This window comes from Mediterraneibacter glycyrrhizinilyticus (genome assembly GCF_015560805.1).
Lineage (GTDB): Bacteria > Bacillota > Clostridia > Lachnospirales > Lachnospiraceae > Schaedlerella > Schaedlerella glycyrrhizinilytica_A.
Window position 1 is genome coordinate 1 of sequence record NZ_JADMSO010000014.1, and the last position, 26244, is coordinate 26244.

The 26244-nt window shown below is 40.2% G+C and carries 16 protein-coding genes; 13 read left to right on the plus strand and 3 right to left on the minus strand.

The window, feature by feature from the left end:
- The first annotated feature begins 52 nt into the window (after positions 1–52).
- Entirely contained in the window at positions 53–1765 is a 1713-nt protein-coding gene (locus I2H87_RS12060) for an IS1182 family transposase (RefSeq protein WP_195610110.1), read from the plus strand.
- Between the two features lie 302 nt (positions 1766–2067).
- A complete protein-coding gene (locus tag I2H87_RS12065) occupies positions 2068–3723 on the plus strand; it encodes an RNA-binding domain-containing protein (protein ID WP_195610112.1) in 1656 nt (551 codons plus the stop codon).
- Positions 3724–3919: 196 nt separating this feature from the next.
- Here I2H87_RS12065 and I2H87_RS12070 read toward each other — a convergent pair whose 3' ends face one another.
- On the minus strand, positions 3920–4372 hold the full coding sequence (locus tag I2H87_RS12070) for a helix-turn-helix domain-containing protein (protein ID WP_054338230.1): 453 nt from the start codon (positions 4370–4372) through the stop codon (positions 3920–3922).
- Positions 4373–4694: 322 nt separating this feature from the next.
- On the opposite strand from I2H87_RS12070, the gene I2H87_RS12075 reads away from it, so the two are divergent.
- Positions 4695–5327: a glycoside hydrolase family protein gene (locus I2H87_RS12075; RefSeq protein ID WP_195610114.1), complete on the plus strand. Its 633-nt coding sequence runs from the start codon at positions 4695–4697 to the stop codon at positions 5325–5327.
- A gap of 107 nt (positions 5328–5434) precedes the next feature.
- Here the strand turns inward: I2H87_RS12075 and I2H87_RS12080 are convergent, their stop codons facing one another.
- Complete coding sequence (locus tag I2H87_RS12080; protein WP_195610116.1) at positions 5435–6655, minus strand: helix-turn-helix transcriptional regulator; 1221 nt, start codon at positions 6653–6655, stop codon at positions 5435–5437.
- Between the two features lie 234 nt (positions 6656–6889).
- On the opposite strand from I2H87_RS12080, the gene I2H87_RS12085 reads away from it, so the two are divergent.
- The 7 genes from I2H87_RS12085 to I2H87_RS12115 all read left to right on the plus strand — a co-directional run bounded on the left by I2H87_RS12085 (position 6890) and on the right by I2H87_RS12115 (position 17480).
- Complete coding sequence (locus I2H87_RS12085; protein WP_195610118.1) at positions 6890–8395, plus strand: sugar ABC transporter ATP-binding protein; 1506 nt, start codon at positions 6890–6892, stop codon at positions 8393–8395.
- Positions 8396–8408: 13 nt separating this feature from the next.
- A complete protein-coding gene (locus I2H87_RS12090; RefSeq protein WP_195610120.1) occupies positions 8409–9395 on the plus strand; it encodes an ABC transporter permease in 987 nt (328 codons plus the stop codon).
- A gap of 59 nt (positions 9396–9454) precedes the next feature.
- Positions 9455–10669, plus strand: a complete 1215-nt coding sequence (locus I2H87_RS12095) for a hypothetical protein (RefSeq protein WP_195610122.1) — start codon at positions 9455–9457, stop codon at positions 10667–10669.
- Positions 10670–10703: 34 nt separating this feature from the next.
- Entirely contained in the window at positions 10704–11711 is a 1008-nt protein-coding gene (locus tag I2H87_RS12100) for an ABC transporter permease (protein ID WP_195610124.1), read from the plus strand.
- Positions 11708–13435 (plus strand): glycoside hydrolase family 3 protein, encoded by a 1728-nt coding sequence (locus tag I2H87_RS12105; RefSeq protein ID WP_195610126.1) that lies wholly within the window; start codon positions 11708–11710, stop codon positions 13433–13435. Before I2H87_RS12100 ends, I2H87_RS12105 begins: the two co-directional genes overlap by 4 nt.
- A 77-nt stretch (positions 13436–13512) precedes the next feature.
- Positions 13513–16050, plus strand: coding sequence for an alpha-L-rhamnosidase (locus tag I2H87_RS12110; RefSeq protein ID WP_195610128.1), 2538 nt, complete (start codon positions 13513–13515; stop codon positions 16048–16050).
- Entirely contained in the window at positions 16047–17480 is a 1434-nt protein-coding gene (locus I2H87_RS12115; RefSeq protein WP_195610130.1) for a family 43 glycosylhydrolase, read from the plus strand. The genes I2H87_RS12110 and I2H87_RS12115 overlap by 4 nt, the downstream gene beginning before the upstream one ends.
- Before the next feature lie 94 nt (positions 17481–17574).
- On the opposite strand, the gene I2H87_RS12120 is transcribed toward I2H87_RS12115, so the two are convergent.
- Positions 17575–19857 carry a glycoside hydrolase family 3 C-terminal domain-containing protein gene (locus I2H87_RS12120; protein ID WP_195610132.1) on the minus strand — a complete coding sequence of 761 codons (2283 nt, stop codon included), beginning with the start codon at positions 19855–19857 and terminating at the stop codon, positions 17575–17577.
- Between the two features lie 222 nt (positions 19858–20079).
- Between I2H87_RS12120 and I2H87_RS12125 the strand changes: the two genes are divergently transcribed.
- Genes I2H87_RS12125 through I2H87_RS12135 form a run of 3 tightly spaced genes read left to right on the plus strand, consistent with a single transcriptional unit; the run spans position 20080 to position 26063 of the window.
- A complete protein-coding gene (locus tag I2H87_RS12125; protein WP_195610134.1) occupies positions 20080–22656 on the plus strand; it encodes an alpha-L-rhamnosidase in 2577 nt (858 codons plus the stop codon).
- Between the two features lie 29 nt (positions 22657–22685).
- Positions 22686–23579, plus strand: coding sequence for a glycoside hydrolase family 43 protein (locus I2H87_RS12130; protein ID WP_195610136.1), 894 nt, complete (start codon positions 22686–22688; stop codon positions 23577–23579).
- 54 nt (positions 23580–23633) lie between these two features.
- Positions 23634–26063, plus strand: a complete 2430-nt coding sequence (locus tag I2H87_RS12135; protein WP_195610138.1) for a glycoside hydrolase family 2 TIM barrel-domain containing protein — start codon at positions 23634–23636, stop codon at positions 26061–26063.
- The last annotated feature ends 181 nt before the right edge of the window (positions 26064–26244 follow it).

The following is a 26244-nucleotide window of genomic DNA, read 5'->3' on the forward strand; positions in this document are numbered from 1 at the left end:
AAACTCCACCTCGTGGAATTTAGTCCTACAAGGTGGAATTTAACTTTACAAAGTGGAATTTACTTTTTCAATTGACCTCGAATTGTGTTTACCTGACGACGATCCAGTCTATACCCTGAAAAAAGTGATGGAGGACTTAGATTTTTCTGGCTTATTAGCCAATTGTTCAGATAAGGGAAGAACCGGGTACAACTCAATTATGATGTATGCTGTCGTTACTTACGCAAACATGCGCGGAGTTCGAGCTGTTGACCGTATTGTAGAATTATGTGAAAGAGACCTTGCTTTTATCTGGCTTACCAAAGGACAGAAACCAAAAAGAGATGCTCTTTATGAATTCAAAAACAAAAAACTCACTGCTGATGTATTAGATGAACTGAACTACCAGTTTCTTCGTCGCCTGCAAAAAGAAGGATTCATTACGTTGAAATCACTTTTTATTGATGGAACCAAAATAGAAGCCAATGCAAACCGTTATACATTTGTTTGGAGAGGGACACTCAACTACCATCTTGCAGGATTGTTAGATACGATTGATTCTCTGTATCAGAAATATAATGTTCTGATTGATGAAAATGAGTATGGCATCAAATATGACATTCCCCATGCCCATATGTTTGTGATCGAAGGAATGGAGAAAGTAAGGGATGTCATTGAAAAGAACCGGAAACGAAAACTGGCAAAACATAAAAAGCTGTCAAATAATACAATCATCGAAATTGACAACTGTTCTCCCCTGGAGGTTCTGAAACTCCAGAAAAATCTGCTTCAGATTGCAGAGCAGGAACATATCACGTTTGTTTATGGAAAGGGAAAGAGAAAACCGGAAATCCAGCAATTATATGAGGAACTGGAAGCATGTGGAGAACGTCTGATGGGATACAAAAACTGCTTTGAGATCATGGGAACAGACAGAAACAATTATTCCAAAACAGATTTGGAAGCTACCTTTATGCGGATGAAAGAAGATCATATGCTGAACGGACAGTTAAAAGCAGCGTATAATGTTCAGATTGCAGTAGAGAATTATTTTATTGTTCAAGCCTATGTCAGCAATGACCGGACAGATTATAACACACTGATCCCAATCTTGGAGAAACATAAAAATTCATTTGGCGATATTCTGGAAGAAGTAACTGCCGACAGCGGTTATTGTAGTGAAAAGAATCTTCTGTATTTAAAAGAACATAAAATCTCCAGTTATATTAAGCTACAGGATCATGAAAAACGGAAAACACGCGCATACACAGAAGAAATTGGGAAATATTACAACATGAAAACGCAGATGTTTGAGGATGAACTTTATTATGTCTGCCATGATGGAAGGGAGCTTCATCATCTCAGAAGAGAGACAAAAGAACAGGCTGGTTACACCCAGACGTTTGAGGTGTATGGCTGTTCTGATTGCAGCGGCTGCGAACACAAAGCAAAATGTCTTTATAAATATAATGTAGAAAAAGATACAGAGAAAAATAAAGTGATGAAAATCAACGAACAATGGGAAGCTTTGAAAGAAGAATCCCATGCAAACATCCAAAGTGAGAAGGGGATTTTGAACCGGCAGATCCGTTCCATTCAGACAGAAGGACATTTTGGGGACATCAAAGAAAATGATGGTTTTCGCCGTTTCAATTACCGGACAGCAGAAAAAGTATATAAAGAATTCATGCTGTATGCAATCGGAAGAAATATAAATAAATACCATCGTTTTCTTCATGATGAGATCAAGAAATTTGAAGGAAAAGCGGAAGAAAAGGCTGTTTAGAAAAAGTGTGCTTTTCAAAAATGCAGCCAAGGGGTTTTTGCGCTCTAAAATACATACAGAAAAGAAAAAAATACAAATCTCCCGAAGAAATTCAAGTACTAAAAATACTGATTTCTTTGGGAGATTCGTATTTTAAGGTTTAGAGCCTAAAAATCGGTATTAACCGACAGACCTTTTGGGTATGTTTTAATGTATATATAATTCGTTTTAACTCGAAATATGAATTAAAAAAATGTTTTAACTCGACAAATGAGTTAAAACGAGTTACACTATATCTAAATTATATGATGGGAGGGATTGAAATGCGTACAATTCCTAAAGAGGAAAGTTTAGATATTGAGTTTAAAAGTGATTTAAAATGTTATCCGGATCATGATCTTATTGAAGAAATTGTTGGAATGACAAATACGTCAGGTGGGTGTTTGTTTCTTGGAGTTGAGGATGATGGGACAATTACCGGGGTTCATAAAAAACACAAGGATCCTATAGGAGTGACTGCATTGATTGCAAATAGCACTGTTCCGCCTATAGCTGTCAGGGCAGATATAATTACTGAAGAGGATAAGGATATTCTGAAAATTGAAGTACCGAGAAGCCGAGGTGTTGTATCTACTGCATCAGGGAAAATATTAAGAAGACGTAATAAATTGGATGGAAGTCCAGAAGTAATACCAATGTATTCATATGAGATTCCATCTCGTCTTGCAGAGCTGGGGATGCTTGATTATTCCGCTCAGCCTTTGGCAGGAGCTACTTTAGATGACTTGGATCCAAATCAGAGATTAAGACTTCGGCGAATCATTCAGAACAGATCGGGAGGTGAAAAATCTTTACTTTCTTTACCGGATGAGGAATTGGACATTGCATTGCGTCTTATCACAAATGTTGCGGGTAACTATGTCCCAACAGTTACAGGTATGTTATTAATTGGTAAGGAGGAGCGCATTGCGGAGTTAATGCCAACAGCGAAAGCTGCATTTCAGGTTTTGGAGGGAACGGCTGTCCGTATAAATGAGGACAGTAATAAACCATTGCTTGAATTGTTCGAGAACTATGAGACATATGTTAAAGCATGGAATCCGGAAAGAGAGACTGAGTATGGTTTATTCAGAATTCCAATCCCAGAGTTTGACTGGGCTGCTTTTCGAGAAGGATTGGTAAATGCATTTTGCCATAGAGATTATACCATGCTCGGATCGGTAAGAGTTCTGATAGATGATGAAGGAATGACCATTAGTAATCCGGGTGGATTTATAGATGGGGTCAACTTGAAAAATCTTCTTACGGTAGAGCCACATGGGCGTAATCCGGCACTTGCAGATGCAATGAAACGAATTGGATTAGCCGAGAAAACGGGAAGAGGAATTGATAGAATTTATGAAGGATCTATCATTTTTGGAAGACCTTGGCCGGATTATTCTGAGTCTACCAGCAGATCTGTTAAACTATTTATCCAAAGAGCAAAAGCAGACTTGCCATTTGCAAAATTTGTTGCAGATGAACAAAATAGACAGGGAAAACCATTATCAATATATACGTTAATGATTTTGTCGGTTCTTAATAATGAAAGACGATGTACTGTTGAACGAATTGTTGAATTGACAAATCTCGGAGAAAGTAAGATTAGATCGGCAATCGAGTTTATGATTGAATCTGGATTGATTGAAGTATCCGGAAAAGGAAAAAATCGCACTTGTATTCTTGGAAAAAAGATCTATCGTGAGAATAAAAAAACAATACAGTATGTTCGACAGACGGATATAGATAGTATTAGATATCCTGAATTAGTAATGAAGTTGGCAAATACTCAGGATGGAATTATCACAAAGCAAGATGTAATTGAGTTGCTGAAAGTAAATCCTTCGCAGGCATATACAGTTATTAAAAAACTTCAAGCAGAAGGTCGTTTGAAATTGTTATGTGGAGGAAAATATTCTAAATATAAAGTTGTTAAATGAATTTTTATAGAGCATTTGTAAAATATTATCATGTATCACCGAAGCAGTTCCTAGAAAATATGAGATATGGAGAAAGTGAAAGTTGGTAATATAATTTGAAAGCGCATTATTGGATTATAGATATGGGAGAAATATAGAAAAGACATCAGGACATGTGTGTGTTCCGATGTCTTTTGTAATTATAGAAAAAGAAGTTTTACGTTTGTTTTTTCTTCCGATATTGTAGCGGAGAAATTCCGTAAAAAGCGGAGAATACCCGATAAAAATGATCTTCGCTATTGTAACCGATACGGATAGAAATTTCTTCCATAGAAAGTTTTGTCTTTTCCAGATAACGAACAGCATCTCTCATTTTTAAATCCCGAACGAGTGTAACAAAATTTTTGTCAGTTGTATCCTTAATGATTTTTGACAAATAAGGAATCGAGTAATGAAAAATCTTGGATAATTCCGTTAGGGTGATTGTTGTATAGTGATTTTGGATATAGCGCAGGATTGGGGCATAGTCAGGTCCGGTTTTGTAACTGGAAAATTGACTGTATGTCTGGTAATCTCGTAAAATGCTGGAAAAAAGTAAGTAGAGCCAGTGTATGAGATTTTGTGAAGCATATTTATCCTGACGGAAATTCTCCAAAAAAAGTCGTTTCATTAAATCTCTGATTTCTAAGGATCCGCTTGTTTGAAATAATAAGTAGTTGGGTTCACTTTTATCAGAAAGAATCCGGCGGAAGAAGTCTGAAAGTAGATTATCTTCCGGAAGCAGTGGGAAAAATATTTCACTGAAAGTTTTTTCTTTGAGTAAAACAGGAAAAATCTGAGAGTCTTCGGTTAAAAGTGTTACGTTATGATTGGTATAAGGAGAAATAATACAAAAATCCCCTTCTTTCAGAATCCGTTTTTCGTCCAGAAAGGTAAGTTCACACTCTTTAGGTCCTTATACAAAAATCAGAGAAGGACTTCGTCCACTCGGAATGAATGGCGGAGATTTCGATCTGGCAGTTGCGCCGGATGGAAAGGCATATTATTATTTTGAACGAGTACATACGGAAACAATCTGTGCAGATCTGACGGACGATTATACCGATGTAACCGGATATTACACGACACATTTTCCTCGCGTGCAGCCTCCATATGTGAGAGAAGCAACCGCACATTTTTACCGGAAAGGAAAGCATTATCTGTTGACGTCGGGAACGACAGGATATTTACCGAATCCGTCGGAAGTTGCAGTTGCGGATACATGGCACGGACCATATCGTGTATTGGGAAATCCACATATTGATGATGAAAGTCAGACATCTTTTCATAGTCAGATTTCCAGTGTATTTAAGGTGGCAGGGAAGAAAGCTCTCTATATTGCCTGTGCGGATCGTTGGCTTCCGAAGAATATGGATAAAGAATATCCGATTTACAAAGAAATGTTTGAATGTCTTTATGGGGAAGAAAAGAAGGAATTTGATTTCAGCAGGATGGGAGAAGAGGTCGTTCAAAATACGTCCATTGCTGATTATGTATGGCTTCCATTGAGATTTGACGGCGAGATGGTATATATCGACTGGAAAGATTCATGGAGTCTGGATGAATATGAAGATATTGTGAGATAATTAAGAAGAAAAGCATCTGTGATACTTGAACTTGCGCGTATCACAGATGCTTTTCTTTTTGGGGTTAAAAAGTAAAGTCATCTGGAGAACGGAGTTGCAAGAGACGATCAGTTTTCGGATGAGTTTTGTAATTTCTTACGATATTCACTTGGTGTACAGCCGATAATTCGTTTAAATATTTTTGTGTAATAATTAAAATCGGACATGCCTACGTAGGATGCGATTTCCTGAATCTGAAGGTTAGATGTACTAAGTAATTGCAGAGAACTATGAATGCGACAGCTCATAATGTAATCTGTAATGGTTGATCCCACTTCTTTTTTGAATAGTTTTGACAAGTATGGAGTGCTGACGTGGCAATATTCGGAAAGTGTAGTGAGCGTAAGTGGCTTGCTAAGATTAAAATCAATATAATTGAGTGTATTACGTATGATTTTGGAATACTGATTTCTTGACTTGTTTTGTACCAAAAGGCAGTATTCACGTACCATTTTTTCGTGAATTTTATCTAGTTCAATGGTTGTGTTACTATTACTGATCAGTTTGACAAATTTGCTGGAAAGGCTGTGGAGATATACCGGATGTACATTTCCATGAACGGCACCTAGTCGTAATATTGTATTTGTAGAATAAAGAGAAGCCTTTTTATCAGAGACCGAGTCATTGATACGAGGTGCGTAAACAATGCTCATAAACTGTCTCGTAACGGACATTGCTTCTGTAACATTTCCTTTTCGAATTGCCTGAAGAAGAGAATCTTCCAATGCGTAACGTTTTTCACAGGCGGTTGCTGTCAGCATATAATCATCGATCGGGATATAATCAGTTTGTTCTTGTTCTTCTTTTTGATCCGTTATTTCGAGCGGAGAAAAGGTATGTCCGGGACTGATATAGTTAATGATTTCTGAAAGAACGGAAATCAAACGGAAATTATCATCAATGACCGGGAATTGATATAAAAGTCCGCGGATGCTTTCTAATTCTGTATGATTTAGATGATGGCGTATAATAAGATAATGAAAATAGTTTTTGTCTACTTGGTTTCTTAAAAAAGGACCAACGGTGATAAGATCTTTTTTATCCGGATAAGGATGAAAAAATATATAATTAATCTTGTAACTATCTGTATAAAAATAAAAAATATTGTGTTCGGTATTTTTTAGTAGTTCTCGTAAGTTTCCGTATAGCTGAGCAGGATTCTGTAAACCACGTCTTAAACCAATATCCATATTAGAAATATCTATATAGGGAGGAGTGTAATAGTTGAAATTTAGAGAAAGCGTATTTTGAAGTAATCGTTGTAAAAAATAAATTAATGAATTGTCCATAGTAAACCTCCGGAAATCAGATATATTTTGAATAAATAAATTGTATCATATTTTTCTAATGAGTGAGATAAAAAATATAATGAAAACTACAAAAAATTAAAAAAAAGATAAAATTATACTAAAGTAGGATGAAAAAATCATAGGAAAATAGAAAATGAAATAGTAAAATCATTACAAGATACAGATTGCAGGAGCGAGGAAACAGCGGAAGCAAACATAAGGCGGAGGTTCAATATGAAGGAAGCAGTATTAGAGATCAAACATATGCATAAAACATTTGGTCCGACAATTGCATTAAAAGATGTAGATATTACGTTAAGGCATGGAGAAATCTGTGGATTGATCGGAGAGAATGGTTCTGGAAAATCTACGATCATGTCGATTGCAAGCGGAAGGCAATCGGCAGATAGTGGAGAAATGATTTATATGGGAGAGGGGTGGAATCCGGCGACGATGCTTCAGGCACAAAATGCAGGAATATCGATGATCCTTCAAGAAGCCAATACGATTCCGGGAGTAACTGTTGCACAAAATATATTTGCCGGACGTGAAAAAGAATTTTCCAAATTTGGAATTGTCAATATGAAAAGTATGTGTGTGGCAGCAGAACATCTTTTGAAAAAGTTTGGAGTAGAACATATTAAAGCAGGAGATTTGATCGATCATTATACATTTGAAGACAGAAAGTTGATTGAAATTGTCCGGTGTGTAACGGATGAAACACAGATTTTGGTTGTAGACGAAACAACAACCGCATTATCTTTGGACGGACGAGAAATTTTGTATAAATTGATTCATAAGATGGCAGAAGAAGAAAATAAAACAGTTGTTTTCGTGTCCCATGATATGGACGAGATTTTGGAACATTGTTCCGTTCTGACAGTATTAAGAGATGGAGAAATTGTAGGCGAGCTTTCAAGAGAAGAGATGGATGCTCCGGATGCAGTAAAAAGGATTCGTTATCTTATGGTAGGGCGTGAGATTGGTGAGAAATATTATAGAGAAGATTATGATGTTTCTCATAGAGATGAAGTCGCATTAGAATTGAAAAATCTTACATTTGGAAATATTAAAAATTTCAGTCTTACGTTACATAAAGGTGAAGTGATCGGATTCGGTGGTTTATCCGGATGTGGAATGCATGAAATTGGACGAGCTGCATATGGATTGGAAAAGTTGGATGCCGGTGAAGTGATTTGTGGCGGGCATAAAGTAAAAACACCGGTGCAGGCGATCAAACAGGGAATCGGATACATTTCAAAAAACAGAGATTTAGAAGCATTGGTGTTAGATGCATCTATCGAAGAGAATATTGTACTTCCTTCGCTTCCTTCTTTACAGAAAGGAATTGCTATTTTACCGAAAGATGAGCATGAACTGGCAAATCGTGAAATTGATGCGTTGAGGATCAAATGTCATAGTGGAAAACAATTAGTCAATACGTTGTCCGGTGGGAATAAGCAAAAAGTATCTTTTGCTAAATGGTATGCAAAAGGATCGGATGTGATCATTATGGATTGCCCGACACGAGGCGTAGATATTGGAGTAAAACAGTCAATGTATATGCTGATTGAACAGATGAAAAAAGAAGGAAAAGCGATTTTGATGATTTCTGAAGAGTTGTCGGAATTAGTTGGAATGGCAGACAAAATTCTTATCATGAAAAACTTTGAAGTTACAAAAGAATTTATGCGTTCTCCGGACTTGAAACAAACAGACATCATTGAATACATGATATAGGGAGGAACAGGGAATGGAAATGAAAAGCAATGCTGCGAAGGGAAAGAAGCTGCACAGTAAAAATGCTGCGATGATCGCTTCCTATGGCGGATTGATATTCTGTATCGTATTATTTACAATCGTGACACCGTTAAAGGGAGAAAGTATCTGGTCACCGACAAAATTAGCGACGTTGATGTCGGATGTAATCGTAACGGCGCTGATGTCAGTTGGAGCAGTATTTATATATGCACTTGGTAATCTTGATATTAGTATTGGAAAACAGATCGGGTTATATGCGGCAGTTATGGTGACGGTTGGAAATCTGACCGGTAGTCTGATCCCGGGAATTTTACTTTGTATTGCGTTGTCAATGGTAATTGCAGTGATTAACGGAGCTTCCGGACCGCTATTGAACATCATACCAATCATTCCATCAGTGGTTGTGATGCAGGTATTATCGGGAATTATTACAGTGATATTTGCAACGCTTGGAACGCGAAGTATTACGTTGAAAACGATTGATTATAGTATTTTTAAATCACCGGTATTAATGTTAGTTGTTCTCGTGATTGAGGTTGCAGTGGCAGTATTCTTATTTAATTATACGGCAATAGGAAAACAGGCAAGGATGCTTGGGGCTAATAAAGTATCTGCGAGTCAGAGTGGTGTAAGTACCGTGAAAGTTCGAGTATTGTGTTATATCATTGCAGGAATTTGTTTTGTGGTTGCCGCGATCTTTCAGATGGGATATACCGGTTCTGCATCTGATTCAACAGGAACCGGGTTTGAAATGAACATTATGGTCGCATTGATTCTTGGTGGTATGCCGATTTCCGGAGGTATGAGATCTCGTATTTCAGCAGCAGTAGTTGGAGCATTTACATTCTCACTTTTAGATGTGGGACTGCCGATGGTAGGATTACCGACTCGAATGACATTTATTGTAAAAGCGATTGTATTTTTAGTTGTGGTATTGATTACAAGTAGAAGTAAAAAATCAAATGTATTACCAAAGTAATAAAATAGGAACGACCTATTTATTAAAATTATTAAAAAAGAAAAATGGAGGAAAAGAAAATGCGTGTATGGAACAAAGTAACAAAAAGGATTGCAGCAGCGGTATTGGTATCGAGTGTTGCAGCAACAGCATTGATGGGTTGCGGCGGAAGTGAGGCGCCAAAAGAGACAAATAATGCAGAGGAAACTACAAAAGGAGGAAAAATTCTTTTGATGGCAAATTCAAGTAGTGGTCCGATGTACGATTTTAATTTAGCCTATATGGATATGTGGACAGAAGAGCTTGGATATACTTATGAAGTAATCTATGGTGATGCAGCGAATGACCCGGCAGGAAATCTTAATGCTGTGAAAAATGCGATGACTAGTGATGTGGTAGGGCTGATTACGATGCAAGATGGTGGAATCACAGATATTATGGCAGAATATCCAGAGTTGTATGTTGCTGGAGTAGGATCTGATATGGCATCTGTATATAGTGAAGGCGGCGCTAGTGCGGCAGCAGCAGAGAACGATCATTTTCTCGGAACTGTTGCACCGGGATATGTAGATGGTATAGAAGTTGGAAAGATGTTTGCAAAAGCGATAGAAGATGCAGGATATAAGAAAATAGCAGTTTGCATGTCTCCGGCATTTGCATATCCGCAGTATGCAATCGCAGATCAGACGATCCGTGCAGAAATTGAAGCATACAACGAAACAGCAGAAGAACCGATTGAAGTAGTAGATGATGAAGCAACAGTGTTGATGTTCAAACCATTGGATGATACGTTTTTCAATGAACCAGATCACAAGGATTTGGATGCGATTGTTGGTTTATGTGGAGGACAAATGTTTGTGTATCCGACATTGACAAATGCGATTGGAAACGGAACTGCAAATCCGGATACGAAATTACTTACACTTGGTCTGGAGGGGGCAGATGATCTTGTGGCAGATGTAGGAACCGGAATCGTGCAGCAGTTATATGTACCGAACTTTGAAGAAATTTTCTTCCCAATTGTAATGATCGACAATGCAATTCAGGGAAAACAGTACAGTGATTTTACAAAATCAGAAGTATTAGATGGTGTATATGTATCGATTACAAGTGATGAGATCATGACGAATATCGAAGAAAACAGTCCATTGTTGTCTGCAGATATGTCCAAAACATCTGTATCAATCGAAGTTGGAAAAGAATATCTGACAAGATACAATCCAGATGCAACATATGCTGACCTGAAAGAATTTATGGCTTCAGATGCATTTTCTGAAAAGGCATATGAGAAATAATCGACACTGAAAATAAAGGAGGCAGTCTTCAGTTATGAAAAGAAAAATGGGAATAGGAAAACGAATTGTAGGAACGCTTGCACTGCCGGTTATTATGTTTGTTATAATGATGATCTTTTGCTATTCAAATGGGAAGATGTATTTTGGAACAATGGATATGTGGAAGACGTTGATCGTCAATATTACGATTTCTACAACGTGTGCATTGGGGATTGGACTCCAGTTTAATAATGGACGATTTGATTTTTCCGGTGGTGCAGTGATGTTGCTGTCAGCAATTGTTGGCGGCAACATTGCCAAAAATATGAACAATAATGTTGTGTTATTCGCGATACTTTGTGCTGTTTTATGTACATTACTTAGTGTTACAGTTGCATTGCTGTATGTGTATGGAAGACTTCCGGTAGCAATCAGTACCATCACGATGGCATTGATTTTCGAAGCAATTACACCGCTCGTTTACAATGGAGCGGGAATAAACTTTATTGCAAATATGGAGATGAAAAAACTGGCAACGTTTCCCGGTGTGTTGATTCCGTTTTTGATCGCTGTTTTGGTATATGTATTTTATAAAAGATATACATTGACAGGAAAACAGTCACAGCTTTTGACGAACAATCAGGGAGCGGCAGTTGACATTGGAATCAATGAGAAGAAAAATGTAATCCTGTCCTATGTGTTCAGTGGCATTATCTTTGGATGTGCAACTATGGTATGGACTTCGACAACGATCAAATCGGCGTCATTCACATCATTATCAACGGTCAGTGATCTTTTTACAAATATTCTTCCGGTGTTTATCGGTCTGGCTTTGAGTAAATATTGTGGAGAAGCAATCGGAACGGTGATAGGAGCAATTACATTGAGTTTGATGTCCTATGGATTACAGGCTGTTCTGTCAGCAGAATTGGGAAGCGCAATTTCAATGGTCATGATGGGATTATTTATTTTCATCTTTAATATTATCACAACTCCTTATGGAAGTGTTGTTACAGCGTGGTTTCAGGCAAGAAAGCGAAAAGGAGAATTGAAAAAAGCATGATTGATTTAAAAGAAAAACCATTTGACTTGGATCAGGAAGCAATAACATGGGTTCAGGAAACATTGTCCGGTATGACAACAGAAGAAAAAATCGGACAGTTGTTTATTAATCTTGGACGAAGTACAGATGAGGCTTATATCAAAAATATGGTAGAAACGTATCATATTGGGGGCGCCCGCTATACAGAATCAGATCCGGAAAAGGTTTTTAAGCAAAATCAAACGTATCAGAAATACAGTAAGATTCCGATGTTTATTGCGGTCAATGGAGAGACCGGCGGAAATACATTTTGCAACACAGGGACATTTGTTGCGACAGAGGCAGAATGCGAAGCAACCGGCAATGTACAGGCGGCATATAAAATGGGACAAGTGTGTGGAAGCGAGGCAGAAGCGCTGGGCTGTAATTGGAATTTTGCACCGATTGGAGATATTGTATTTAATTGGAGAAATACAATTGTGAATACAAGATCGTTCGGGAAAGAACCGGAAACAGTTTTAGAAATGTGTCGGGCATATTTGAAGGGAAGCCGTGAGAGCAATGTACTTTCTTGTGTGAAGCATTTTCCGGGAGATGGTGTAGAAGAACGAGATCAGCATTTGGTAATGGGAATCAATAATTTGTCTTGTGAAGAGTGGGATGAATCTTTTGGTAAAGTATATCAGACTTTGATCAATGAAGGATTGGAGTCCATTATGGCAGGGCATATTGCACTACCTGCGTATAGCAGACATTTTTATCCGGAATTGAAAGATGAAGAGATTATGCCGGCAACGTTGGCACCGGAATTGATTCAAGGATTGTTAAGAACGAAAATGGGATTCCAGGGAATTGTTGTAACGGATGCATCTCACATGGGGGGGATGTTGAGTGCAAAACCGCGTTCGATGCAGGTTCCGGGGGCAATTGCAGCCGGTTGCGATATGTTTTTGTTTTTCCATGATCCGGCGGAAGATTTTCAGTATATGCTGGCTGGATATAAACAAGGTGTGATTACCGAGGAACGTTTAAATGAAGCGGTAACAAGGATTCTTGGGATGAAAGCAAAGTTGGGGCTGCATAAAAAGAGAATTGCGGATCAGTTGGATGAACGAGGCGTATTAGGGTGTGAAAGACATCATCAAATTGCAGAAGAAATTGCAGATCAGGCGATTACACTTGTAAAAGATACGAAACATTTACTTCCGATAAATGTGGATGAAAAAAAACGTGCAAAATTGTATTATCTGGAAAGCGCGCCGATTTCTTATGCGGACGGTACAGACAAAGCAAAAGAAATTGTTATTGAAGAGCTGGAAAGAGTTGGGTTTGAAGTGGATGTGAATACATCTTATTATGAACTTGAGATGCAGGAGATGTCGCGGTTCAACCGATATAAGGTAATGGATATGCCGGGATCCGAAGAATTTAAATCCAAATATGATATTGTGTTTGTGTTCGTCAACATGAATGGTTATGCACAAGAAAATAATGTTCGTGTGAAATATTCTGCGGCACATTCCAATGAACTTCCGTGGTGGATACAAGAAGTTCCTACTGTATGTGTTTCATTGAATTATACGAATCATCTGTATGACCTTCCGATGATGAAAACATTTATTAATGCCTACGCACCAACACGAGAATGTATTCGCGCAACAGTGGAAAAACTTGTTGGTAAGAGTGAATTTAAAGGAAAGTACAATGAAAATGTATGGTGTGGAAGTTGGGACACACGACTGTAAGCATAAAATATTTGTGAATGAAGAGACAGCCACACCATATGGTGTGGCTGTTGAAATATAAAGAGGAGATAAATTCTATGGAAATTATAAAGTTAAGGACAAATCATTTGGAAAATCCAATTGGTTATAATCTGGAAAGATTTTCTTTGTCTTGGATTGTAAAATGTGAGGGAACATATCAAAAAGCATCCAGAGTAGAGGTGTCAGAGTCGGAGCAATTTGAAACACTTATTTCTGACAGCGGATGGAAAAGATTGGACAATTTGAGTTATATACCGTTGGACGAAAAGGGCGATTTTTTGAATTTAAAGCCGATGACAAGGTATTATTGGAGAGTTTCCGTAAAGAGTGATAATGGAGAGGAAGCAACAAGTTGTACGGCATTTTTTGAAACGGCAAAAAATGGAATAGAGTGGGATGCAAAATGGATTTGTGCGCCATTTTCTGAACATCCTATATTCCGAGGTAGATTTTTTGCACATAGCGGTCAAAAAATACGGCTTTATATGTGTGGCGTTGGGTTATATGAAGTGTATTGTAATGGGAAAAAAATTACTGAAGAAGTGCTTCTTCCAGGATACCATAGTTATGATCTTCAACTGATGTATCAAACTTTTGTGTTAAATTCGTTGATTCAGGATGGAGAAAATGAAGTTACTGTTATGTTAGGAAAAGGCTGGTATATGGGACGTTTCGGATTTGGCGGAGGCGTTAGTGATATATATGGAGATCAGATGACGTTTTTGTGCGAAATTTATGCAGATGACCAGAAAGTTCTTGAGAGTGATGACAGATGGGAATGTAGAAAATCTCCTGTTGTAGACAGCAACATTTATGATGGTGAAATATGGGATGCAAGATTAGAAGACGATGGTCAATGGGAAAAGGTTCATTTTTTATCTAAAGAAAAAGCATCTGCCATGAAGAAGCGGCTGACGGAAAGGAGAAATCCGAAAACAAAGGTGATCGATCATATAAGACCGAAGGAAATTATTTATACGAAAAAAGGGGATACCGTTCTTGATTTTGGTCAAAATATGGCAGGATGGTTTACATTTTACTGTAAGGAATCATATGGAAAGGAAGTTACGGTAGAATGTGGAGAAATCATGCAGAATGGAGAATTCTATCGGGAAAATCTTCGTACAGCACAGGCAAAATTAACATATGTGTCAAATGGAAAAAATAGAGTTGTCAGACCACACTTTACTTTTTATGGATTTCGATATTTAAAGGTTCAAGGATTGAAGAATGTGGAGGAAGCAGATTTTTGCGCTCATGTTATATCCTCGGTGTCGGAACGTACGGGAGAATGGGAAACAAGTAACCCGAAAGTCAATCGCTTAATAGCAAATAGTTGTTGGGGACAGCTCGGAAATTTTATTGAAGTACCGACAGATTGTCCTCAGCGCGATGAACGAATGGGATGGACGGGTGATGCGCAGATTTTCAGTGCAACTGCATGTTATCAGTATGATTCCTCTGCTTTTTACGCAAAATTTATTCACGATATGTGGTTAGAACAAAAGGAAATAGGAGGAAGTGTTCCATTCGTTATTCCATCGCCAAAAGTTAATCTGATGCCAGGCGCAAGACAGAGCAGCGGAAGTTGTGCATGGAGTGATGCAGCTACAATTCTGCCATGGACATTATATTGGTATTATGGAGACCGTTCTTTATTGGAAGAAGAATATCAAGGAATGAAAGCGTGGGTGGATTTTATACGTACACAGGAAACAGAGGAGCATCTTTGGCAGAGCGGTTTTCATTTTGCAGACTGGCTTGCTTTAGATAATCCAAATCCAGGACCGGCAGGAAAAACAGATCCATTTTATTGTGCGAGTGCATACTATTATTATGCATCTGTATTAACGGCGAAAGCAGCACAGATTTTAGGGAATAAGGAAGATGCGATATTTTATCAAAAATTAGCAAATCAGATAAAAGAAGCTTTTCAGAAGGCATACTTTACTGAAGAGGGAAAATGTCTTGTGGATACGCAAACGGCATATATTCTTGCGTTGATGTTTGAGTTATGTAGAGAAGAAGACCGAGAAAAAGTTGCAGAGCAATTACATAAAAAATTATTGAAAAATAAGATGCATTTGGATACCGGATTTGTTGGAACAGGATATTTATGTAAAGCGTTAGCAAAAGTAGGATTACAAAAGGATGCGGTGACGCTTTTGCTTCAAGAAGATATGCCGGGGTGGTTGTATCAGGTTATTATGGGGGCAACGACAATCTGGGAACGATGGAATAGTATTCTTCCGGATGGAACAATTAATCCGGAAGGGATGAATAGCTTGAACCACTATGCAAATGGTGCGGTGTGTCAGTGGATTTATGAAGATTTGATCGGGATTGCACCGATGGAAGCAGGGTTTAAGAAGGTGTTATTTGCGCCGAAACCAGATATACGCTTAGAATATGCAAGAGGAACTTATGAAAGTGCGATGGGAACCTATCAATGTAGCTGGAAATTTGTGGAGGGGGTGTGTCATTATTCTTTGACAATACCTTTTGATTGTACAGCAAGGATTGTGATTGAAGGATGTGATATGGGAGAATATACATCGGGAATCTATCAGTTTGAAGGAGGAAAATGGAAATGAAGCAAGCAGTGATGAATCCATATTTGCCGCTATATGAATATGTTCCAGATGGAGAACCAAGAATTTTCGGCACACGTTTATACGTATATGGATCTCATGATTATGCAGGGGGAGAAAAAGGATTTTGTCCCGGAGATTATATGGTGTGGTCTGCTCCGCTGGACGATTTAAGTAATTGGGAGTGCGGAGGTGTTGCGTTTCCACGTAGTGATTGTCCGGAATTGACAGAGACAGATGCAATGGCTGCGCCGGATGTGGTGAAAGGACCGGGTGGACGCTATTATATGTATTGGAATACAAATGCACAGAAAGTATGCCGGGTAGCGGTGAGTGAGGTGCCGGAAGGTCCATTTTCCTATTATGGAGAGGTTCGACGTGCAGATGGAACAATATATGATGATTTTAAAATGTTTGATCCGGGCGTTCTTGTAGATGATGACGGAAGTATATATTTGTTTACCGGGTTTTGTATGCCGGGACCTGTGCCGGAACGGTATAAAAATATGCCGTCCCCATTTGCGGAGACTAGTATCGGATTTGAGTTAGAAGAAGATATGCTGACTATAAAAAGGGGACCTGTTCCGATAATTCCCGGAGCCAATGTCAGTACGGGAACCGGGTTTGAAGGACACGGATTTTATGAAGCATCAAGTCCGAGAAAAATAAATGGAAAATATGTGATGGTATATTCGGGAGAAACAAGCCATGAATTATGCTATGCTGTATCAGATTCTCCGTTGGGAGTTTATACATATAAGGGGGTTCTTGTCAGTAGCGCAGATATTGGGATACATGGAAATAAAAATCCGATTATGCCATATGGAAATGTGCATGGCGGGCTGGTACAAATAAAAGAGGACTGGTATATTTTTTATCATAGGCAGACCCATGCAATTGAATGTTGCAGACAAGGGTGTGCAGAAAAACTTTCTGTACGAGAAGATGGATCTTTTCAACAGGCAGAAATTACAAGCTGTGGGTTGAATGACGGACCGATTCCAACAAAGGGAACTTATAATGCATGTTATTGCTGCTGTCTGAAGGGAAGTTTGTTTTCACAAGAAAAATTAAATGTTCGGGAAAATCGACGTGAAAGTGAAGGATATATTTATGAAGAATCTACGGGGATAGATGAGACAAAATCTTTGCATTATCTGGCAAACTTAAAAAAAGATACCGTTGTAGGATTTAAATATTTTGAATGGCAGAACGTTCGAAATATTGCAGTGAAATTACGTGGCGAAGGAAATGTTTCGATAGAGGTGCATATAGACTCTCCGGAAGGAAAATGTATTGGAAAGACGAAGGTGAATCTTTCGTGTTTGTGGGAAGACTATGATATTGATATACAGAATATAGATGGAGTTCATGCGTTATATTTTGTTTTTGAAGCAGAAAAGATAGTAGAGTTTATGGAATTTACATTTTAAAACAAAAGTGTAATATATAGAAAACTCCGTTCTGATTGAGACATAACATCAGAACGGAGTTTTTCTATACATGTATAAAAAATGAAAATGATTTTTACAATTGATTCATCTCATCGATCATGTTCTGTAATTCCTCTTTTGTACAAAGTCCGAAAGAAAGTACGCCTCGTATTGGCATGGAAAATGCAATGGCATCTCCCATAGCATCGCCGACCGCTTCATCGGTTGTTTCTTCTGCGCCTTTCGCATCTTCATCGGATTCTGCGCCGCCGCCAAAGAAAGCATCCATTTTTTTCTTGAGTTTCAGACCATATTTTGCAGTTCGTTCATCGGATAAAAGTTCGCCTAAAGTCGTGTTCAGATGAGTTTGGATCGGTAATAATTTTTTCGTTGTCAAATGAACGATTTCTGAAAGGCGAATATCTCGTGAGGATGCGCCGATCTGGATTTCATACTCTCCGCTTGCTGCATACCAGTCGTGAAGCGCTGTGTGATACCATGCGAAACTCCTGTAATCAAGCGTAAAGGAAACTGTTTTTGTCTCGCCCGGTTTTAAGGAGACTTTTTCGTATCCTTTCAGTTCACGCAGCGGACGGCGTGCTGCTCCGGTTAAGTCGCTGACATAGAGCTGTACGATTTCTTTTCCTTTTACAGAGCCTGTATTTGTGACGTCAACCGTTACGGTTACGGTATCTTCATCGGCTACATTATTGCGGTCCAGAGTGAGATTACTGTAAGCAAATGTCGTATAGGATAATCCATATCCGAATGGGAACGCAACCGGCATTTCTTTTGCATCATAATAGCGATAACCGACAAAAATTCCTTCTTTGTATGTCACATGGTCTCCGTCGCCAAATGACAGATAAGACGGATTGTCAGATAATTTGTACGGAATCGTCTCTGCAAGTTTTCCGGATGGATTGACATTGCCGAACAAAATATCTGCGACTGCTTCTCCGACTGCCTGACCGCCGAGATATGCTTCCAGAAGTCCTTTGACATCAGAAAGCCATGGCATTTCAACCGGAGAACCATTGTGAAGTACAACGATCGTTTCAGGCTGTACAGCAGTAATTTCACGGATCAAACGATTCTGACATTCCGGCAAATGCATATGGCTTCGGTCATAGCCTTCGGATTCAAAGCTGTCCGGAAGTCCGGCGCAGATCACGACTTTGTCTGCGGATTTTGCCGCGTTGAGTGCTTCCTGTGCGAGAGCTTCTTCATAACAATCTTCATCAGCAGAAAATCCCTTGATGTAAGTGACATTCTCGTATTCCTTTAAGGCGTCCATCAGGCTGCTGATCTTGAAACTGTTGATATGAGAACTTCCGCCGCCCTGGAAACGTGGTTTCACGGCAAATTCACCGATCACTGCAATTTTCTCATTTTTATTCAGAGGAAGTACGTTGTCGTTTTTCAAAAGAACCATAGATTCTTCTGCAATCTTTTTCGCAAGAGCGTGGTCGGCTTCTAATGCAAAATCCTGCTCTTCGCGGTTATCCCAATATAAGAAGACGATACGGAGGATCCGTTCTACGGCTCTGTCCAATACCGCTTCATCTAAAGATCCGTCTTTGACTGCGGCAATGATCTCACGGTCATTGATGCCGTAGGAAGTCGGCATTTCCAGTTCCAGTCCGGCTTTTAATCCTTCTACACGCTCATTGACAGCGCCCCAGTCCGACATCACATAGCCTTCGAATCCCCATTCATCTCGCAGGACGTCTGTCAGAAGCCATGGATTTTCGGATGCAAATGTGCCGTTGATCTTGTTGTAAGAACACATAACGGTGTAAGGCTGTGCTTTTTTTACAGCAGTTTCAAATGCAGGAAGGTAGATTTCGCGGAGCGTGCGTTCATCCACATCGGAGGAACAGCTCATGCGGTTAAATTCCTGATTGTTTGCGGCAAAATGTTTGATGGACGTTCCGACATGATGCGTTTGTACACCAGCGATAAATGCAGCGGCAGTTTCGCCGGCAAGGTATGGATCTTCGGAATAGTATTCAAAATTCCGTCCGCAAAGTGGAGAACGTTTGATGTTGACAGCAGGTCCGAGAACAACTGAAAGATTCTGTGCTTGTGCTTCTTTTCCGATCGCGTCACCGAAGGTATGCATCAGTTCTCTGTCGAAGGAGCAGGCGCTTAAAGCTGCCGGAGGGAAGCAGACAGCTTTGATACTGTCGTTGATCCCGAGATGATCTCCCGACTCATCCTGCTTTCTGAGACCGTGTGGTCCGTCACTTACCATAACGCTCGGAATACCAAGACGTTCTACTCCTTTGAGATGCCAGAAATCAAGACCGGAGCACATGCCGGCTTTCTCTTCCAAAGTCATCTGAGCAACCAATTCTTTTAAATTTCGTTCCATTCTAATGAGACTCCCTTCTATTACTTTTTCTGATCCCGGCACATGCCGGATATTTATGATTTCAGTATACAGGAAATGTTTCAGAAAGAAAATGGGAATAGAAAGAGGTGAATAAAAAATGTCGGGTTTGTACGAAAAAAATCCGTGTTTCTTTTTCAGAATCTTTTTTACAATAGTATTAACAAAAGCAGTGAGAAGAGAAAAACGGCAATGGAGGGAAAAATGAAATTAAAAAATTTACGGGTAAACAATATCGAACATCCGCTTGGATTTCAGATTATGCCACTTAGTTTTTCATGGACAGTGGAAGAAGCCGGAGAAGCAAAAGAACAACAGTCCGCCAGAATCCGGATTTATGAAAATGTGGAAACAGAAGCGGATATGGAAGGAAAAAAGGCTGTATATGACAGCGGTGAAGTGACGGACGCAGACAGTTTGGATTACTCGGTAAATGTAGAATTGAAACCGAGAACACGGTATCAATGGTCGGTAGAAGTGACCGCGGATACAAAGGAACAGGTATCTGCCGAAAGCTGGTTTGAAACGGGAAAGACAGACGAGGTATGGGAAGGACAGTGGATCGCACCGGAACAACAAACTTCATCCGTGATTTTGCGAAAAACATTTGTTTATGACGGAACAGCCAAATCGGCAAGGCTGTATATGTGTGGACTCGGCGTTTATGAATGCTATATCAACGGGAAAAAAGCAGGAGATGAATATCTTGCGCCGGGGTATCACTCCTACGATTTTCATTTACAGGCACAGACCTATGATGTGTCTGATCTTTTGAAAGAAGGGGAAAATGAGATCGAAATCTGGCTTGGAGAAGGCTGGTTTAAAGGAAGGCTTGGGTTTGACGGCGGATTCACCGATATTTACGGAGACAAATTATATGCGATCGCAGAACTTTATGCAGGCGAGGAGTGCCTTGTAAAGACCGATACGACATGGGAAGTTTTAGAATCTCCGATCCGTTTTAATAATATTTATGACGGCGAAGTGTATGATGCCAGACAACAGAAATGTCGGATTGCCGGGACAAAGCTTTTACAGGAAAGTCCGAAAGAATGTGGAGAACTTTCCGATCGATATAGCCTTCCGATCAAGACGAAAGAAATCTTTTCCGTAAAAGAGGTTCTTCATACGCCATCGGGAGATACGGTTTTGGATTTCGGACAGAATCTGACCGGATGGGTGGAATTTGACTGCCGGATTCCGGAGGGAAAAGGGATACGCCTGACTGCATCGGAAATTATGCAGGATCAAGAATTTTACCATGAAAATCTGCGGACTGCAAAAACGGAATTTCTGTATCTTTCCGATGGAAAAGAAGCCCATGTCAGACCGCATTTTACCTTTTACGGATTTCGTTATATGAAGGCGGAAGTGGTTCAGGAAGTTCGCAATGGAGAAGACGTAACATTGCGTTGTGAAGAGACGCTTTCCGATGAAGAATGGAAGACACAGTTTCAGGCAGTGCACCTTCGCAGTGATTTTGATCAGATCGGATGGATTGAAACGGGTGATCAGAAAGTCAATCAATTATTCTCCAATGCATTGTGGGGACAGAAAGGAAACTTCTTAGACGTTCCGACAGATTGTCCGCAGAGAGATGAGCGGCTTGGATGGACCGGAGATGCACAAGTATTTTCCGAGACCGCATGTTTCAATATGTACATGCCGGCATTCTATCGGAAATATATGTGGGATATGCGTGCCGAACAGAGCATTCTGGACGGCGCAGTGCCAAATGTAGTTCCGCGTTTAAAGCGTGGCATGGTAGCCGAGTACGGGGCGTGTCCATGGGCAGATGCGGGCGTGATCATTCCTTGGAACGTTTATTGTCATTATGGAAGTAAAACATTATTGGCAGAAATGTATCCGGGAATGAAGGCGTGGGTTGATTATCAGCGCAAGCAAGAAGAAGCAGAGGGCGGTCTGCATTTGATCAAAGGCGGATTCCATTTTGCAGATTGGCTGGCGTTGGATAATGAGCAGCCGGGACCGTTTGGAGCGACGGATCCGCTTTATATCGCAAGCGCCTATTATTTCCGGTGTACGAAGATCATTGCAGACGCAGCAGAAATACTCGGATATGAAGAAGCGCCGGAATACAAAAAACTTGCAGAAGAAATCAAAAAAGCAATCCGTGCGACGTATTTTGATGGAAGCGGAGCATGTTGTTCTAAGACACAGACCGGGGCGGCAATTGCGATCGTGTTCGGACTGATCGAAGATACGGCACAGGAGGAAGGCGATCGGCTGCATCAGCGAGTGGCAGAAAATAACGGACATTTGAACACCGGATTTGTGGGAACACCGCTTCTTTGTCCGGCATTGACGAAAACCGGACATCATAAAACCGCGGTGGACCTGTTATTGAACGAAGATTATCCAAGTTGGCTTTATAGTGTAAATCTCGGAGCGACAACCATATGGGAGCGTTGGAATTCCGTGCTTCCGGATGGAAGGATGAATCCGGAAGGAATGAACAGTCTGAATCATTATTCTTATGGAAGTATCGAAGCATGGATGTACGGAGATGTGGCAGGAATCCGGGAAGCCGAACCGGGATTTCGAAAAGCAGTGATCAAACCGAATCCGGATGCAAGATTGAAATACGTGGATTGTAAAATGGAGACTGCGGCAGGAATTTATGAAAGCCACTGGAAGTATGAGGAAGACGGTTCGGTAACATATCGTTTCCATGTTCCGTTTGGGGTGAAGGCGTTGATCTGTCTGCCGGACGGAAGAACAGAAACAGTCGCAGCCGGAGATTATATATATTGCAGTTGATGAAATTGTTGGCGAAAAGGAGAAGAGAGATGAACAGAGAAAAGGTAAATATCAGAGATCCGTACATTTTGCTTCATGAAGGAATCTATTATCTGTATGGAACAAGAAGTGCGACTTGTTGGGGAGAGGCAGATGGATTTGACTGTTATAAAAGTGAAGATCTGGAAAATTGGGAAGGACCGATTGAAATTTTTCACAAACCGGAAGGCTTTTTCGCAGATCGGAATTATTGGGCGCCGGAGTGCTATTTTGTAAACGGATATTTTTATCTCGTGACAACGTTTGGAAGCGTAGAAGGAAAGAAAGGGATTTATATTCTTCGTTCCGAACAACCGGAAGGTCCTTTTGAATTATACAGTGAACGGCTTACGCCGGAAATGTGGTCTTGTATTGACGGAACATTGTATTGGGAAAATGAAACCCCATATTTGATCTTTTCTCATTCATTTGAAGATTCACCAAGCGGAGATATGTGTCTGATCCCGCTAGATCCTACATTGCAAAAGACGGCAGGAGAACCGAAATTATTGTTCGAGGCGGCAGAAGCCAAATGGGCACATCCGGTTCCGTTTGCAAAGATAGAGTTCGGAATGGATGGAGATGTGTATTTTACAGACGGACCGTGTGTATTCCGGGCAGAAAATGAGTTGTATATGTTCTGGTCGAGTTGGGGAACCAACGGATATGCCGTTGGCGTGGCAAAGTCAGAAACCGGTGAAGTGAACGGACCGTGGATCCAGCAGGAAACGCCGGTATTCCCGGAAAACGGCGGTCATGGAATGGTATTTCGCGATAAAGAAGAAAATTTACAGTTTGTACTGCACTATCCAAATGATAAATATAAGGAACATCCTGAGTTTCGGAAAATAATCAATAAAAACGGACAGCTTCAACTGGAAAAGGAAAAGAAAGCTGAAAGATAAGAAAGTAAACAATGGAATAGAAAGTAATAAAAGAGAAAGAAAGGAATTAAGAACATGAGAATTCAAAAATGGAATGAAAACTGGAAATTTTGGGCGGATAAAGATTCCTTTGCCCTCGTATGGAACGTACCGGAGAATGCACGGACGATCAACCTTCCTCATGATGCGATGATCGAAGAAAAAGCATATGCGGAGAGTGGAAATCACGGAAATACCGGATTCCGTGACGGAGGCGTTTATACCTATGTAAAACATCTGTTTGTAGGAGAAGATGCAAAAGAAAAAACAATGATGCTGAAATTTGAAGGTATTTACATGAACGCTATGGTTTATGTAAATGAACAGCTTGCGGCAAAAAATATGTTTGGCTATACAACATTTTATGTACCGCTGAATGATTTTCTCCGTTACGGACAGGAAAATGAGATCCGTGTACAGGTGCGGAATAATAATATGACAAACAGCCGTTGGTATTCCGGAACCGGAATTTACCGTGACGTTTATTTGTTAGAATCCGGACTGGATTACCTTGTGCCGGAAGGCGTACAGATCAAGTGCGAGACGGCGGACGAAGAATATGCGGTTCTTCAGATTCGCAGTGAAGTGAAGAATCGTAAACCGATTCCTGCAGAAATGACATTACATACTGTTATTCGTAACGAAAAAGGTGACGCTGTGGGAGAAGAAAAGACCGTGGCTGTCTTATTTGATCAGGAACAGCGTGAACTGACACAGCGGATCGTGATCGGGAAACCGGAATTCTGGTCCGCAGAAACTCCGATTTTATATACTTGTGAAGCTACATTGATGATGGGAGAGGAAGTTGTAGATGCGCAGACAGAGAAATTCGGAATCCGTACAATGTCATTGGATGCAAAACGGGGACTTCGTATCAACGGCGAGTCGGTAAAACTTCGCGGAGCATGTATTCACCATGACAGCGGACTTCTCGGAGCCGCAACATTTGAAGATGCACAGTATCGGCAGGTTGCAAAATTAAAAGAAGCCGGATTTAATGCGATCCGTATGTCTCACCATCCGATGGCTCCGGCAATGCTGCGCGCTTGTGATGAGTTGGGAATGTATGTAATGGACGAAACATTTGATATGTGGGATCGATGCAAATCCGATCTGGATTATGGTCTGTACTTCCGTGAGTGGTGGGAAAAAGATGTGACTGCAATGGTACGCAAAGACTACAATCATCCGTCTGTGATCTTGTATTCGGTAGGAAATGAGATTCCGGAGATCGGAACAGATCATGGTGCAAAGACTTGCCATGAATTGTGTGAAAAAATCAAAGCATTGGATGAGACTCGTTATACGTTGGCGTCCATCAACGGTGTATTTGCAGCCGGAGATCAGGTAGACAATATCGTAGCAGACGTATCGGCAGATCTTTGCGCCAAAGGCGAACTGGATGGAAATGTCAACGACTTTATGACTTTGATGGATGACCATATGGATGAGATCGTCGTACATCATGCGATTACAGAGCGTTTGGAGAAAGCGTGTGCATCTACGGATATTGCAGGATATAACTACATGACGGCACGTTATGAGATGGATGGAGAATTATATCCGAACCGTGTCATTGTCGGAAGTGAAACGTATCCGCCGGAGATCGCAAGAAACTGGGATCTGGTAGAGAAACTTTCTCATGTGATCGGTGATTTTACATGGACCGGTTGGGATTACATCGGAGAAGCCGGAGTTGGCGTTCCGGCTTATCAGTGGGGCGAAGGCGGCTTCGGCGCGGGATTCCCATGTCAGTTGGCATATTCCGGAGATATTGATATTACAGGATTTAGAAGACCTGCATCCTATTTCCGTGAAGTTGTATTTGGTCTGAGAAAAGATCCATATATTACAGTTCAGAACCCGCACAAATTCGGACAGCATCTGATTAAGACACCGTGGGTGATCAGCGACAGTGTTTCTACATGGAACTGGTCCGGTTGTGAAGGAAATCCGGCGATTGTTGAAATTTATTCTCCGGGAGAAGAAGTGGAACTCTTTGTAAATGGTGTGTCACAAGGGAAAAAAGCTGCCGGAAAAAATGCCGGATTCCGTACATTATTTGAAGTGGTTTATGAGCCGGGAACTGTGGAAGCAGTCGCTTATGAGAATGGTCAGGAAATCGGACGCATGGAACTTCAGAGCGCGGAAAGCGAAGTGCATCTGGAATTAGAAATAGAAGGAGGAAGAGCAAAAGAACTTTCCTATATTCATGTATGGCTGAAAGATTCACAAGGAAGAGTCATGACAGATTGTGATAAGAAATTAACGGCAGAAGTGACAGGAGACGCTGATTTGGCAGGATTTGGAAGTGGTAATCCGAAACCGGAGCACAATTATAATGAGGGAATTACGGAAACGTTCCATGGTCATGCACTTTTGATCTTGAGAAAATCTGAGGGAACAGAATCTTGTCAGGTAAAAATCAAATCTGAAGACGGATTAAGTGTGGAAGCATCTTTTTAAGATGTCGCAAATGACCTTGCCGGATGTCATCTTAGAGACTGTTTTACAAGTGGCGCACATGCTATGATGGCTTTAAGTTGAGGGCAAATAAAAAATGTCGGCTTCATCTGAAAAAAAGACGGATGAAAAAGTATCGTCTTAAAAAATGTCGGATTTGAGGTAATATATAACATGGAAATTG